Here is a 14,221-nt window from a genome sequence, read left to right on the forward strand (position 1 = left end):
CTGATTTTCACAAGGTTTTGCGCGAACGGGAACCGACCAGCTTTTATCAGAGGTGGGAGTGAGCGCGATGAAACCGCAGTGAAATGAAGGTAGTGAACGGTTAGCGATTGAGGAAAGTTTCTCCGATTTCGTATTCATTCAATATCTAAATTTAATCCAAAATCTGTTTCCCGGTCACGTCTAAATGATAATTTTCCCGGTAAATCAATTCAGAAATCGGTACCAGCTGAAATCCTTTTTCTTCCAACTGCGTTAGTAGTGTGTCCAACGCATCTGCTGTATATTTTGCCCCATTATGGCACAAAATGATAGCCCCGCCGGTCAGCTGCTTATTGTCACAGACCCGGGTAATAATATCGTCTACACCGTAATCTTTCCAATCAAGGCTGTCGATGGACCATTGAATTGGATAATATCCACATGAGAGGACACCAGTGATGACCTCATTATCATAATCGCCGTAAGGCGGCCGGAAAAGAAACATATCATATCCGGTCAACGCTTTCACTTTTTCATGCACAGACATGATTTCATCCCGGATTTCCGTATCGGACAACTGACTCATATTTTTATGATTCTGACTGTGATTTCCGAGGTCGTGTCCGCCTTCGTAAATTGCCTTCACATCATCGGGATAAGAATCGACCCATCCACCCGTCATAAAAAACGTTGCATGAACATTATGTTTTGCAAGAATCTCAAGAATCCGTGCGGTATCCTCATTGCCCCAGGCGGCATCGAAGGAAATTGCAATTTTCGCTTCTTTGGTATCCACACAATAAATCGGAAGTTCTTTGCCGTTTACAGTATTGTTAACAGAAATCACTCCGGTTGTCATCTGGAAATAAATAGTTATGGCAAGGATGCTGCAGACTACGACCGGCAGCAGAAGGGAGAAACGTTTTTTCTTTTTCATAGGTTCTCCTTCGGATATGAGATTATTAAATATATATGAAAGCAGGCGGTTTCTTATGTGCATAAATACAGAAAAGGCCGTGAAATGTCTGGGAAAAAATACAGTAAGAAATATGTAAAAAATAACAATAATAGTTGACTTTCTGTTTAATAATAGTATAATCGAAATCGTGTGAAAAGTTTAGTAATAGTCAACTTTATGTTTGATAATAGAAATGGAAGCGAGAAACATGGAACCGAATTATGTGAATTGCAGAATCGGAGAAAAAATAAAAGATCTGAGAAATCAGAATGGTCTGACGCAGCAGGAACTGGCAGACCGGGCAGAATTGACAAAAGGATATATTTCACAGCTGGAGCGTGGACAGGTGGCTCCTTCGGTGGTAACGCTGCTGGATCTGATCGAATGTCTGGGAACGACACCGTCTGAATTTTTTAAGGAGACGGAAGAAGAACATGTGGTGTATTCAGAAGGCGCATTTTTTGAAAAAATCGATGAATCCGGAAACAGCATCCAGTGGATCGTGCCGAATGCGCAGCAGTATCAGATGGAACCTCTGCTTGTGGTGGTTCAGCCAAAGGAAAAACTGCAGGAAGATAAGCCACACGAGGGGGAGGAGTTTGGATATGTAATCTCCGGGCGAATCCGGCTGCACCTTGGTGACAAAACATATACCGTGAAATCCGGGGAAAGTTTTTATTTCTGTGCGAACAGAAATCATTATATTGAAAATACCGGCAGCCGACCGGCAAAGTTTGTGTGGGTAAGTACGCCGCCAACGTTTTAACTCAATGAAAGGAACTCACTGATTGCATATTATAAATGTAAAACAGTAAGGGGACTTATAACGGCTGCTGGGGAAATGTGAAAAATAATAAACATGAGGAGAGATGGGATGGAACAGTCAATTTTAAATTTACAGCATCTGACGAAATCTTTTGATGGGAAAAAGATTCTGGATGATCTGAGTATTGATATTGGGAGAAATGAATTTGTGACATTGCTGGGACCTTCCGGCTGCGGCAAGACAACGACATTGCGTATTATCGGTGGATTTGCTACACCAGATGAGGGAAAGGTGATTTTTGACGGAAAGGATATTACAAATCTGTCTCCGGACAAACGTCATATCAATACTGTATTTCAAAAATATTCTTTATTTTCTCATATGAGTGTTGGAGAAAATATTGCATTTGGATTGAAATTAAAGAAAAAAAGTAAATCTTATATTCAGGATAAGATCAAATATGCATTGAAACTGGTGGATCTGGAAGGATTTGAGGACCGACATCCGATGTCTCTCTCCGGTGGACAGCAGCAGCGTATTGCCATTGCCCGTGCCATTGTAAATGAGCCGGAAGTGCTGCTTCTGGATGAGCCGCTTGGCGCACTGGATCTGAAGCTGCGTCAGGATATGCAGCAGGAGCTGATCAAAATTAAAAACGAACTGGGCATTACTTTTGTTTTTGTTACGCATGATCAGGAAGAAGCGCTGACCATGTCTGACCGCATCATTGTTATGAACCAGGGACTGATCCAGCAAGTAGGTACACCAGTAGATATTTACAATGAGCCGCAGAACGCTTTTGTAGCAGATTTCATAGGTGAGAGCAATATCATAGACGGTGTGATGCCGAAAGATTGTCTGGTGGAGATTCTCGGATGTCCGTTCCCGTGTGTGGATACTGGTTTTGCACAAAATGAAAATGTCGATGTAGTGATCCGGCCGGAGGATATGGAATTTGTACAGCCGGGCGAGGGTATGATGGACGGTGTTGTGACATCGATTCTGTTTAAAGGTGTTCATTATGAGATGAAAGTGCAGGCCAAAGGATTTGAGTGGCTGGCGCACAGTACCATTGCTTATCAGCCAGGTACAGAAATTGGTCTGTATGTAAAACCGGAAAATATCCAGATTATGCACAAACCAGCGTCTTCCGCACAGGAGGTTATCAAAAAGAATGAATAAGAGAAGCTTACTGGCCACACCGTATATTATCTGGATTATTGGATTTACGGTATTGCCGATTTTGATGATTATTATTTATGCGCTGAGAGATGGAAACGGTGGATTTACAATGGTGAACATCCTGGCGATTTTTCAGCCGGTACATTTGAAAGCCTTATTGATGGCTCTTTGGCTGGCGTTACTCTGCACAGCTGTCTGTCTGGTGCTGGCATATCCGTTGGCGATGATCTTGCGGAAATTGAACATCGGAAAACAGGGAATGATGGCAATTATTGTAATCTTGCCGATGTGGGTGAATTTTGTACTTCGTATCATGGCGTGGCAGTTATTGCTATCTAGAAACGGAATTATAAATGCGATTTTGGGTGTGCTCGGACTACCGGGACAGGATCTGGCAAACTCTAACGTAGCAATCGTGATCGGTATGGTATACGATTATCTGCCATTTATGATCCTCCCCGTATACAATGCAGTTACTGAACTGAACGAGGATATCCTCGAGGCAGCCAGAGATCTTGGAGCATCGCCAAAAGCGGTACTGACAAAAATCATGATTCCATTGACAATGCCGGGAATCATTAGTGGAATTACCATGGTATTTGTTCCGTCACTGACCACTTTTGCTATTCCGGACATTCTGGGCGGAGGCAAAATCATGCTTATTGGAAATATTATTGAACAGGAATTTTCAACCAGTATGAACTGGAATCTTGGCTCTGGCTTATCTATTGCGCTGATGATTTTTGTATTGATCAGCATGATGTTTACTTCAAAAACAGATGTAGGAAAGGAGCGCAGCGTATGGTAAAGCGATTTTTTATGAAATTTTATCTGGTGCTGATCATTGCTTTTTTATATATTCCGATTGCAGTGCTTGTGGTACTTTCCTTTAACGCATCCCGATCAAGGGTTGTCTGGGGTGGATTTACACTGATGTGGTATCAGAATCTGCTGCAAAACAGTGATGTGATGGCAGCGTTGCAGAACACACTGACCATCGGTTTTGCATCAGCGGCGATTGCAACGGGAATCGGGCTTCTGGCAGCTGTCGGTATTGATGCAATGAAGAAGAAAAATTACGCGCTGACACTTGGTGTTGGAAATATTCCGATGCTGAATGCGGATATTGTAACCGGTATCGCACTGATGTTGTGGTTTTCCAGATTTATGAATTTAGGTTATGCAAGCATTTTGCTGGCGCATATCACTTTTAATATCCCTTATGTCATTTTGAGTATTTTACCAAAACTGCAACAGATGGATATGAGTGTATACGAGGCAGCAAGAGATCTTGGTGCAAATAGTGTTACTGCATTTGTACGTGTCATTCTTCCGATGATCTTCCCATCTGTGATGAGTGGATTTTTCATGGCACTGACCATGTCCATGGATGATTTTGTTGTTACGTATTTCACAAAAGGAGCCGGAATCAATACTTTATCTACGATGATCTACGGTGAGTTGAAACGAGGTATCAAACCGGAAATGTATGCACTTTCTACATTGATTTTTGGAGTAGTACTGGTAGTTTTATTGCTGGTAAACTATGTTCCGAGAATTCATCAGAGCAGAGTGAACGCATGTCACAAAGGAACCGCGATCATGAGCAAGTAACGAAAGCGGATTGCGAATGTCCGCTTTATAAGAGCAACGGTTCAATTAAGAAGAAAAACGTGATTGCTGTAAAATATTTTATGAGAAAACTATTTTTATAGCAAAAAATAACAAAAATAGTTTATGGGATAAAAACGCCGGACGAATGGAAAGGTGACAGTATGAAAAATAAAAAATGGAAAAGCCGGGTGGCAATGGCGCTGTGTGTTGCTATGACCGGAATCTTGGTCGGCTGCGGTGCTACCGGAGAAGAAGAATCTTCCGTAGATATGTCCGAAGCAGGCGGGAAAGACACAATTGTAATATTAAACTATGGAGAATATATTGACACTTCGGTGTTGAAGCAGTTTCAGAAGGAGACAGGCATTAAAGTACTCTATGAGGAGGCAACGACACCGGAAGAGATGTATTCCAAATATAAGGCAAGTACGATTCCTTATGATCTGATCTGTTCTTCTGATTATATGGTAGAGCGGCTTATCGAGGAGGGGGAAACCGAAGAAATCGATTACAGCAAAATGCAGTATATCGATAACATTGGAAATCTTTACTGGGAAATGTCAAAATCCTATGATCCGGACCTTAAGTACAGCATCCCGTATTTCTGGGGAACGGTAGGAATCCTGTATAATACAAATATGGTAAATGAAGAAATTACAAGTTGGGACAGTTTGTTTAATGGAGAATATGCCAGAGAGATCATTATGCAGAACAGTATCCGAGATGCATATATGTGTGCATTAAAATATAAGGGATATTCCCTGAATACGACAAATCGAAAGGAACTGGAAGAGGCACAGAACCTTCTGATCGAACAGAAACCGGACGTGGAAGCATATTTCGTGGATGAAGTTCGAGAGGAAATGGTTGCGGGAAATGCAGCACTGGCAGTTTGTTATTCGGGTGAAGCATATCTGGCGAACGAATATGATGAAGAACTGGAATATGTGGTTCCGGAGGAAGGTTCCAACGTATGGTTTGATTCCTGGATGATGATGAAAAAGGGAAAAAATCACGAAGGAGCATTGAAGTTTCTTGATTTTCTTTGCAGAGAAGACATTGCAATGAAAAATTTTGAGGAAATTTATTATCCGACACCGAATACAGCGGTGTATGATGCACTGGATGAGGAAACAAAAACGGATCCACTCATTTTCCCAAGTGAGGAAACGCTGGAAAAATGTGAGGTATATAAGGCGTTGGATGCAGATACCACCGCATTGTACAGTCAGCTTTGGAAAGAACTTAAAACAAGCTGACGATGAAAAGATTAGAGCAGGATACTGATAGGTATCCTGTTTTTTCCCTTGTGGAAATATCCGGATTGGGGTATAATAGGAACGCTTATGAAATAAAGATAATGATTCAGATATTCATGATGAAAAAAGACAGAGCCTGAATCGAAATAAATATACAGAAAGAGGTAGAGTTATGGCTAAAGTCAGAACAAGATTTGCACCGAGCCCGACAGGCCGTATGCATGTTGGTAATCTGCGTACCGCTTTGTACACATATCTGATCGCAAAGCATGAGGGCGGAGATTTTGTATTAAGAATAGAAGATACTGACCAGGAGCGTTTTGTAGAGGAAGCACTGGGAATTATTTATCGTACATTGGAAAAAACAGGTCTGATCCACGATGAGGGACCGGACAAAGATGGCGGTTATGGCCCGTATATCCAGAGTGAGCGCTGCGAGAGCGGTCTTTATCTGGAGTATGCAAAAAAACTGATCGAGAAAGGTGAGGCTTATTACTGCTTCTGTGACAAAGAGCGTCTGGATTCTTTAAAACAGAACATCAATGGCAAAGAGATCAGTGTGTATGACAAGCATTGTCTGCATCTTTCCAAAGAAGAAATCGAGGCAAACCTGGCAGCTGGAAAACCGTATGTTATCCGTGCCAATGTGCCAAACGAAGGTGAGACAACGTTCCATGATGAGATTTATGGAGATATTACACAGCCGAACGCTGAGCTGGATGACATGATCCTGATCAAATCTGATGGATATCCGACTTACAACTTTGCAAATGTGGTAGATGATCATCTGATGAATATTACACATGTTGTCCGTGGTAATGAGTATCTGTCTTCTGCACCGAAATATACAAGATTGTACCATGCCTTCGGATGGGAAGAACCGAAATATATTCACTGCCCGCTGATCACAAACGAAGAGCATCAGAAATTGAGCAAACGTAGCGGACATTCTTCTTACGAAGACCTGATCGAGCAGGGCTTTTTATCTGAGGCTGTTGTAAACTTTGTTGCACTGCTTGGATGGAGCCCGGTAGATAACCGTGAGATCTTCTCCTTAGAGGAACTGGTGAAAGAATTTGATTATCATCACATCAGCAAATCTCCGGCTGTTTTTGACATGGTAAAACTGAAATGGATGAACGGTGAGTACATCAAAGCAATGGATTTTGATGCTTTCTATGAGATGGCTGAGCCGTACATCAAAGAAGTGGTACATCGCAACTGTGATTACAAAAAAATCGCCCAGATGGTAAAGACACGTATCGAGATTTTCCCGGACATCAAAGAGCATATCGATTTCTTTGAGACTGTTCCGGAGTACGATGTGGCAATGTATACTCATAAAAAGATGAAAACAAATGCAGAAACATCTCTGGTTGTTTTAAAAGATGTATTACCATTATTGGAAGAGCAGGAAGATTATAGCAACGATGCCCTGTACGCAATGCTCAGTGCTTATGTAAAAGAAAACGGATACAAGAACGGTTATGTAATGTGGCCGATCCGTACCGCACTTTCCGGAAAACAGATGACACCGGGCGGAGCAACTGAGCTGATGGAAGTACTTGGAAAAGAAGAGTCCATCACTCGTATCAAAGCTGCTATCGAAAAACTGACAGCAGAAGCATAAAAATGACAACTATTAATGTGAGCTTTCCAGTGAAAGGGTTCTGAATAGTTGTAAAAGTAAATATATATATCAGATCTGACATCAGGGGAGGGATAAGAGTACCTGATCATGACGGAACTCTTTCCCTCTCTTTTTGCGTGTAAAATCTTATGTTTATTTAGGAATAGTTGTGCTTAAAAAGGCGCATACAAGATATAGTGGGAGTTAAAAGTTCCAACTTTACAGTCACTTTTTGGTAATTGTGCAAAGTGCTATTTTTTTATTTTTAAATTTCTTGAATTAAATGGGAAAAGTCGCGAAAAAAAGCAGTATTCTGAGTGATTTCCGAAAGTCAATATGTTAACTGAAATTTGTGGATATTGATAGAAAATCACTAGATATAGGATTTGCGATTGAAAAATAACACTAGATATTGTACAATGGTCGAGAACGGTTCTCTCGGGTCAATGCAAGGGTAATGATTGCAAGAGAACTGATATCATAAATAATAATTGTTCAGAGCTTTGTAAGGGGCAGGCTGATAAAGGCAGCTTTGGACAGTCATGAAATAGTATAGACAGAAGAAAAACAGAGAAAAATGGTAAGGAAGGGCGAGTGGAATGAAGATTATTAAACGTAGCGGGTCGGAATCGCAGTTTGATCTGGACAAAATTATTTCCGCAGTGATCAGAGCGAACGACAGTGTAGCTGAAACTGAGCGTATGAGCAAAGAGCAGATTGCAGTTATCGGTGCCAATATGCGTACGATTTGTGAAGGTATGAATCGTGCACTGAGTGTAGAGGAAATTCAGGATCTGGTGGAGAATCAGATTATGAACCAGAGAGCCTTTTCTGTAGCGCGTAACTATATCACCTACCGATATAAGAGAGCGCTGGTGCGTAAGTCCAACTCAACAGATGAGCAGATTTTAAGCCTGCTTGAGTTTGACAATGAGGAAGTAAAACAGGAAAATTCCAATAAAAATCCGGCAGTCAACAGTGTACAGCGTGACTATATGGCCGGTGAGGTAAGCAAGGATATCACAAAACGTTTCCTTCTGCCGTCAGATATCGTGGATGCGCATGAGAAAGGTTTGATCCATTTCCATGATGCTGATTATTTTGCACAGCATATGCACAACTGCTGTCTGGTAAATCTGGAAGATATGCTGGAGAACGGAACCGTGATCAGTGAGACAATGATTGAGAAACCACACAGTTTTTCCACTGCATGTAACGTAGCCACACAGGCCGTTGCACAGATCGCAAGTTCCCAGTATGGTGGACAGAGTATCTCCCTGTCCCATCTGGTACCGTTTGTACAGGTAAGCCGTGAAAAATACCAGAAAGAAGTTGCCTGCGAATTCGAGCAGAGCGGTATTGAGGCAGATGAAGAGACCATCAATAAAGTAGCAGAGCTTCGTGTACAGAAAGAAGTAAAACAGGGCGTTCAGATGATCCAGTATCAGGTGATCACACTGATGACCACAAACGGTCAGGCTCCGTTTATCACAATTTTTATGTATCTGAACGAAGTTCCGGAAGGACGCACCAGAGATGATCTGGCTATGGTCATTGAGGAAGTACTTAAACAGCGAATTCAGGGTATCAAGAATGAGAAAGGTGTTTATATTACACCGGCCTTTCCGAAACTGATCTACGTTCTGGAAGAGGACAACATCCATGAAGACAGTAAATACTGGTATCTGACAAAACTGGCTGCAGAGTGTACTGCAAAAAGAATGGTGCCGGATTACATTTCTGAGAAAATTATGTTTGAAAATAAAGTAGATAAAAACGGTGAGGGACACTGTTATCCGTGTATGGGATGCCGTTCTTTCCTGACACCATATGTAGATCCGGAAACAAACCAGCCGAAATATTACGGACGTTTCAACCAGGGCGTTGTAACTGTCAACCTGGTTGATGTTGCTTGTTCTTCTCAGGGAGATATGGATAAATTCTGGAAGATTTTTGATGAGCGTCTGGAACTTTGCCACCGCGCACTGGTTTGCCGTCATGAGCGTCTGGAAGGAACCCCTTCGGATGTGGCTCCAATCCTGTGGCAGCACGGCGCACTGGCAAGACTGAAAAAAGGTGAGACCATTGACGGATTACTTCATGGTGGATATTCCACAATTTCACTTGGATATGCAGGTCTGTGCGAATGTGTACGCTACATGACTGGAAAATCACATACAGATCCAAGTGCAACACCGTTCGCATTGGAAGTAATGCAGCATATGAACGATGTCTGCAACGAGTGGAAAGCAGAGCATAACGTAGATTTCAGTCTGTATGGTACACCGCTTGAGTCCACAACTTACAAATTTGCAAAGTGTCTGCAGAAACGTTTTGGACTGATCCCGGGCGTAACAGACAAGAATTACATTACAAACAGTTATCATGTTCATGTAACAGAGAACATTGATGCTTTCGAAAAATTGAAATTCGAAGCACAGTTCCAGAAGCTGTCTCCGGGAGGAGCAATCAGTTACGTGGAAGTGCCGAATATGCAGCAGAATTTGGATGCAGTACTTTCCGTAATGCAGTACATTTATGATAATATCATGTATGCAGAGCTGAATACAAAGAGTGATTTTTGCCAGGTATGCGGATATACGGGCGAGATCCAAATTGTCGAGGAAGATGGAAAATTAGTCTGGGAGTGCCCGAATTGCGGAAATCATGATCAGGATAAGATGAATGTAGCACGTCGGACATGTGGTTATATTGGAACACAGTTCTGGAATCAGGGAAGAACTCAGGAGATTAAGGAGAGAGTGCTTCATTTGTAGACTTAAAGATGTATAAAAGAGTTTGCAAAAAAACAAAAAATCTTCACAAATTTTTTTTCAGGAATTTGTAACATGAACTGAACTTAAAACCCCAAAATTTTTTTTTCGGGTGAAAAAAAGAGACCATTATAGAATTACTGTTTTTGACAGTTTCATAATGGTCTTTTTTATAAAGTATAAAGAAAATCAACAGATGTTGACAGTGCAAAAAGAGAAATGTATGATGTTTTTATGAAAATAGAAATAGGTATGGAGGGGCGTACTATGAATGGCAAAAAAAAGGCAATAAAGGTAATTATTATTGTACTCATTGCAGCAGTTGCATTTGGATATGGGGCTTATGCAACGATGCGTCCGGGGGTATATGTGGGAGATGATTTTCTCTATGAAAAAAGTGCTTCAAGGTATGAAAAAGATGCATCTAATTATATAGAGCAGACATCGGATCATGAATTTACAATTGTTTCTCACGATAAAAAACAGGAAGTTTCCTATGAGATAGAAAAGGAACAAATTACATTTTATTTTCCAGATCAGACTATATCAGGAAACTGGGATACAGAGCAGAAAGAGTTGTATAATAACGGAGTGCCAGTACTCCAGAATGGAAATTTTGAATTTTCTGAAGATGGCGTGAATATTGCTCCAGACATGGGACAGGAGCGTTGCAGTTACGCACTGTGCAGGATCATCTATAATGATCAGGAAACAATTTCCAAATGGTATATGAATATACTTGGACTGATTTTGTATATACTTGGAATTATCTGTGTGATGTATCCGGAAGAATGCTATTTTTTCCTGAAAAGATGGCAGTTTAAAAACGGCGAGTTGTCCACTTTTGGACGGTTGTGGCAGCAGATCGGTGGCGGTATTATTGCAGGATTCGGTATATTTATCATGACTGGAATGGCAATGTTACTTGCAAAATAAAATTCCATAAAAGATGGTATCGTATTATAATAGAGGAAAACATATCAGATGTGAGATAACTCTCATCCCTATAGGTGGTGAGCAATAAGAATGCCGAGGGCATTCTTGAATAGTGGAGGAATGAAAGAATGATATTACCAAAAGATCCGGTCATGCTTTTAAGTGTAGTAAATACAGAACTGAGAGATCATTATCCATCATTAGCAGAATTAGCAAAAGCTTATGGCATGTCTGAGAAGGAAATTACCGATCAACTGGCACTGATCAAGTATGAATATCAACCAGAGACAAATCAGTTTCGTTAAGAAGAAATAATAAGGATTGAGTGTCTGGAAAGAAGGTGAAACATGTATTATTGTAATATAAAAAAATCAGATATTGCAGATGGCCCAGGTGTGCGTGTGACATTGTTTGTATCCGGATGTACGCATCATTGTGAGGAATGTTTTCAGCCGGAGACATGGAATTTCACGTATGGACAACCATTTACAAAAGAAGTGGAAGAAGAATTGATGGAAGCATTGCGTCCAGGATATGTGGCAGGATTAACTTTGCTTGGTGGAGAGCCGTTTGAGCCAGAGCATCAGTATGTGCTGCTTCCATTTTTGCAGCGAGTACGCCGTGAATTGCCGAAAAAAACAATATGGGCTTATAGTGGTTATGTATACGAAGAACTGACTGGTAAAGAAATCGGAACCGGAAGAGCACGTTGTGAGGTGACGGATGCGGTGCTTGCCTGTGTGGATGTACTTGTAGACGGAGAATTTATGAAGGATAAGAAAAATATCAGTCTGCAGTTCCGTGGATCGGAGAATCAGCGTCTGATCGATCTGAGAAAAACCGAGGATGCCGGTGAAATTGTATGGTGGGAAGGAAAATAGAAGTTACATATATTACTGCTTTACATTAATTGATATCAAAATATAAAAATAAGGGTTTTCGAGGCTATGACAAATGCTCGAAAACCCTTATTTTATGCGGATAACAGGACTTGAACCTGCACGGTCTCCCACCAGAACCTAAATCTGGCGCGTCTGCCAATTCCGCCATATCCGCAAATCTGGAAAACTAGATACAAAACGAATTATACCGAATAAAAGACAAAAAATCAACCGTGATTTTTATTAAAAAAAACATTAAATATGGGATGCTTTGCAAAAAGACCAGCCGGTGGTGATAAATTTGTTACTATTTATATATTTTTACGATTGATTTACGCTGATTTTTCTTATATTTTACCAATTTTCAATAAAATACGTTTAATCTAAAGACAAATTTACATTTTACTGGTAGAATGGATTCGTATGTAAAAATATATTTACAATTTTCTTACGACTATTACGGAGGATAAATATATGTCTATAGTAGAAGCGTTCTCATTATTGGGTGGCGTTGGATTGTTCCTTTTTGGTATGACGATCATGTCCGCTGGTCTGAAAAATGCCTGTGGAGATAAACTTCAGACAATTTTGGAACATGCAACCAAAAACAAACTTATCGCAATTGTTGTGGGACTTGGTATGACGGTACTTGTGCAGAGTTCTTCCGCAACGGATGTTATGGTCATCGGATTTGTAAATTCGGGTCTGATGAATCTGGGACAGGCCATCGGCGTAATCATGGGTGCTAATATCGGTACAACAATCACAGCACAGATCACAGCTTTCAATATCAGTACCTTTACACCGTTACTGCTTTTTGCCGGTGCAATCATGTATCTGTTTATGAAGAACAATTTTGTGAAACATGTAGGTTCTGTCATCATGGGCTTTGGTATGTTATTCCAGGGTATTACAATGATGAAAGTCGCAATTCAGCCGTTGTCCCAGAGTGAAGGATTTGTTTCATTTTTATCTACACTGAATAATCCGGCGCTTGCAATCTTGTTCGGTATTGCATTTACTGCATTATTACAGAGTTCTTCTTCTTCCACTGTCATTTTCCAGGCATTTGCCATTCAGGGATTACTTAGCTACAACGTAGCGGTATATCTGGTAATTGGTGCAGCTATCGGTTCTGTTACACCGAACCTGCTTGCAAGCCTGACAGCGAACAGAAATGGAAAGAGAGCAGCCATTTTGAATCTTCTGTTTAATGTGTTCCGAGCTGGAATTTTGGTCGCATTGATCAACATCTTCCCGATAATATTGACTGGAATCCAGAACCTGTCACCGAATGATATTGGTCGACAGCTGGCAAATACACATACGATTTTCGCAATTATTGCGGTTCTGGTCGAGTTACCGTTTACAGGAAGACTGATCTGGCTGGCAGAAAAAATCGTTCCGGTACTTCCGGAGGAAAATCAGCAGCTGGAAGACCGCTCTCTGGTTTACATGACACAGATTACGAAAGTACCGGCTCCGGTTGCTCTGCGTCAGACGCAGCGCGAAATTACACGTATGGGTCATATTGCTGCAGACAATTTGAAACGAGCATTGGATTGCTTTTTTGATTATAGTGCTTCTAAGGCAGCATCTGTACGTTCTCATGAGGAAAGTGTGAATATACTGAATCATCTGATTGCAGATGCCATGGTAGAGTTAAGATCCCTGGATCTGTCACCGGAAAATATGCGTCGTGTGTCCATGATGACAATTGCGGTTACAGATATCGAGCGTTTGTCTGATCATGCGGAAAATATGGTAGAGTATATCGAACAGATGAATGCCAAGAAAGCAGAAATGTCAGAAGCAGCGAGAAAAGAACTCTTGGATATGTCTCAGGATGCGCTGGATGCAGTATATCTGGCTTTGGATATTTTTGAAAAAGATGATTACAGTAAACTGGATCAAATTGAGATTCTGGAACAGCATGTGGATGATCATGAGAAAGATCTCATTAACAACCATATTGAACGTATTATGAATTCCATGTGTAATCCACTGGGCGGTGTAATTTTCTCTGATCTGGTTACCGATTTGGAGCGTTGCTCTGATCATGCCATTAATCTGGCTTATGCATTAAAGGAACGTCCGACTGAATTGGATGTGCCGAAAACCTTATAAATTCTTGTTTAGGGTAATTTGGAACAAGCAGAAACGAGCTCCAACAAGAACCTGAAAAATTTTCTGTGACCACTGCGTCGCTTATTTCCGACCGCTCCCGCGAACTCGCCCGCAA

General features: G+C 41.1%; 12 protein-coding genes and 1 tRNA gene. 11 read left to right on the forward strand and 2 right to left on the reverse strand.

What is annotated here, in order from left to right:
• Positions 1-151: 151 nt before the first annotated feature.
• Entirely contained in the window at positions 152-916 is a 765-nt protein-coding gene (locus Q0I54_RS08200) for a polysaccharide deacetylase family protein (protein ID WP_296117871.1), read from the reverse strand.
• Positions 917-1,145: 229 nt separating this feature from the next.
• Here Q0I54_RS08200 and Q0I54_RS08205 point away from each other — a divergent pair, with 229 nt between their 5' ends.
• From Q0I54_RS08205 to nrdG, 10 genes are all read left to right on the forward strand, one after another.
• Positions 1,146-1,703, forward strand: coding sequence for a helix-turn-helix domain-containing protein (locus Q0I54_RS08205; RefSeq protein ID WP_296117872.1), 558 nt, complete (start codon positions 1,146-1,148; stop codon positions 1,701-1,703).
• Between the two features lie 108 nt (positions 1,704-1,811).
• Positions 1,812-2,885 carry an ABC transporter ATP-binding protein gene (locus Q0I54_RS08210; RefSeq protein ID WP_296117874.1) on the forward strand — a complete coding sequence of 358 codons (1,074 nt, stop codon included), beginning with the start codon at positions 1,812-1,814 and terminating at the stop codon, positions 2,883-2,885.
• The gene (locus Q0I54_RS08215) at positions 2,878-3,693 is read left to right on the forward strand and encodes an ABC transporter permease (protein ID WP_296117877.1); all 816 of its coding nucleotides are present in this window, start codon (positions 2,878-2,880) and stop codon (positions 3,691-3,693) included. The genes Q0I54_RS08210 and Q0I54_RS08215 overlap by 8 nt, the downstream gene beginning before the upstream one ends.
• The gene (locus Q0I54_RS08220) at positions 3,687-4,499 is read left to right on the forward strand and encodes an ABC transporter permease (RefSeq protein WP_296117878.1); all 813 of its coding nucleotides are present in this window, start codon (positions 3,687-3,689) and stop codon (positions 4,497-4,499) included. Before Q0I54_RS08215 ends, Q0I54_RS08220 begins: the two co-directional genes overlap by 7 nt.
• A gap of 161 nt (positions 4,500-4,660) precedes the next feature.
• Positions 4,661-5,758 (forward strand): PotD/PotF family extracellular solute-binding protein, encoded by a 1,098-nt coding sequence (locus Q0I54_RS08225; RefSeq protein ID WP_296117880.1) that lies wholly within the window; start codon positions 4,661-4,663, stop codon positions 5,756-5,758.
• Between the two features lie 172 nt (positions 5,759-5,930).
• On the forward strand, positions 5,931-7,388 hold the full coding sequence (gene gltX / locus Q0I54_RS08230) for a glutamate--tRNA ligase (RefSeq protein ID WP_296117882.1): 1,458 nt from the start codon (positions 5,931-5,933) through the stop codon (positions 7,386-7,388).
• Positions 7,389-7,987: 599 nt separating this feature from the next.
• A complete protein-coding gene (gene nrdD, locus Q0I54_RS08235) occupies positions 7,988-10,165 on the forward strand; it encodes an anaerobic ribonucleoside-triphosphate reductase (RefSeq protein WP_296117884.1) in 2,178 nt (725 codons plus the stop codon).
• 264 nt (positions 10,166-10,429) lie between these two features.
• On the forward strand, positions 10,430-11,098 hold the full coding sequence (locus Q0I54_RS08240) for a hypothetical protein (RefSeq protein WP_296117886.1): 669 nt from the start codon (positions 10,430-10,432) through the stop codon (positions 11,096-11,098).
• 128 nt (positions 11,099-11,226) lie between these two features.
• Entirely contained in the window at positions 11,227-11,403 is a 177-nt protein-coding gene (locus Q0I54_RS08245) for a DUF4250 domain-containing protein (RefSeq protein ID WP_296117887.1), read from the forward strand.
• A gap of 42 nt (positions 11,404-11,445) precedes the next feature.
• Positions 11,446-11,979 carry an anaerobic ribonucleoside-triphosphate reductase activating protein gene (gene nrdG, locus Q0I54_RS08250; protein ID WP_296117889.1) on the forward strand — a complete coding sequence of 178 codons (534 nt, stop codon included), beginning with the start codon at positions 11,446-11,448 and terminating at the stop codon, positions 11,977-11,979.
• Between the two features lie 95 nt (positions 11,980-12,074).
• On the opposite strand, the gene Q0I54_RS08255 is transcribed toward nrdG, so the two are convergent.
• A tRNA-Leu gene (locus Q0I54_RS08255) sits at positions 12,075-12,154 on the reverse strand.
• Between the two features lie 299 nt (positions 12,155-12,453).
• On the opposite strand from Q0I54_RS08255, the gene Q0I54_RS08260 reads away from it, so the two are divergent.
• Entirely contained in the window at positions 12,454-14,106 is a 1,653-nt protein-coding gene (locus Q0I54_RS08260) for a Na/Pi cotransporter family protein (RefSeq protein WP_296117891.1), read from the forward strand.
• Positions 14,107-14,221: the final 115 nt, after the last annotated feature.

Origin of the sequence: uncultured Eubacterium sp., assembly GCF_934295145.1 — a bacterium.
Classification (GTDB): Bacteria; Bacillota; Clostridia; order Lachnospirales; family Lachnospiraceae; genus Eubacterium_I.

Bases quoted from the DNA above. Each gene is read 5' to 3' on its own strand.
- Q0I54_RS08200 (WP_296117871.1), bottom strand. From the start codon at position 916: ATGAAAAAGAAAAAACGTTTCTCCCTTCTGCTGCCGGTCGTAGTCTGC.
- Q0I54_RS08205 (WP_296117872.1), top strand. From the start codon at position 1,146: ATGGAACCGAATTATGTGAATTGCAGAATCGGAGAAAAAATAAAAGAT.
- Q0I54_RS08210 (WP_296117874.1), top strand. From the start codon at position 1,812: ATGGAACAGTCAATTTTAAATTTACAGCATCTGACGAAATCTTTTGAT.
- Q0I54_RS08215 (WP_296117877.1), top strand. From the start codon at position 2,878: ATGAATAAGAGAAGCTTACTGGCCACACCGTATATTATCTGGATTATT.
- Q0I54_RS08220 (WP_296117878.1), top strand. From the start codon at position 3,687: ATGGTAAAGCGATTTTTTATGAAATTTTATCTGGTGCTGATCATTGCT.
- Q0I54_RS08225 (WP_296117880.1), top strand. From the start codon at position 4,661: ATGAAAAATAAAAAATGGAAAAGCCGGGTGGCAATGGCGCTGTGTGTT.
- gltX (WP_296117882.1), top strand. From the start codon at position 5,931: ATGGCTAAAGTCAGAACAAGATTTGCACCGAGCCCGACAGGCCGTATG.
- nrdD (WP_296117884.1), top strand. From the start codon at position 7,988: ATGAAGATTATTAAACGTAGCGGGTCGGAATCGCAGTTTGATCTGGAC.
- Q0I54_RS08240 (WP_296117886.1), top strand. From the start codon at position 10,430: ATGAATGGCAAAAAAAAGGCAATAAAGGTAATTATTATTGTACTCATT.
- Q0I54_RS08245 (WP_296117887.1), top strand. From the start codon at position 11,227: ATGATATTACCAAAAGATCCGGTCATGCTTTTAAGTGTAGTAAATACA.
- nrdG (WP_296117889.1), top strand. From the start codon at position 11,446: ATGTATTATTGTAATATAAAAAAATCAGATATTGCAGATGGCCCAGGT.
- Q0I54_RS08260 (WP_296117891.1), top strand. From the start codon at position 12,454: ATGTCTATAGTAGAAGCGTTCTCATTATTGGGTGGCGTTGGATTGTTC.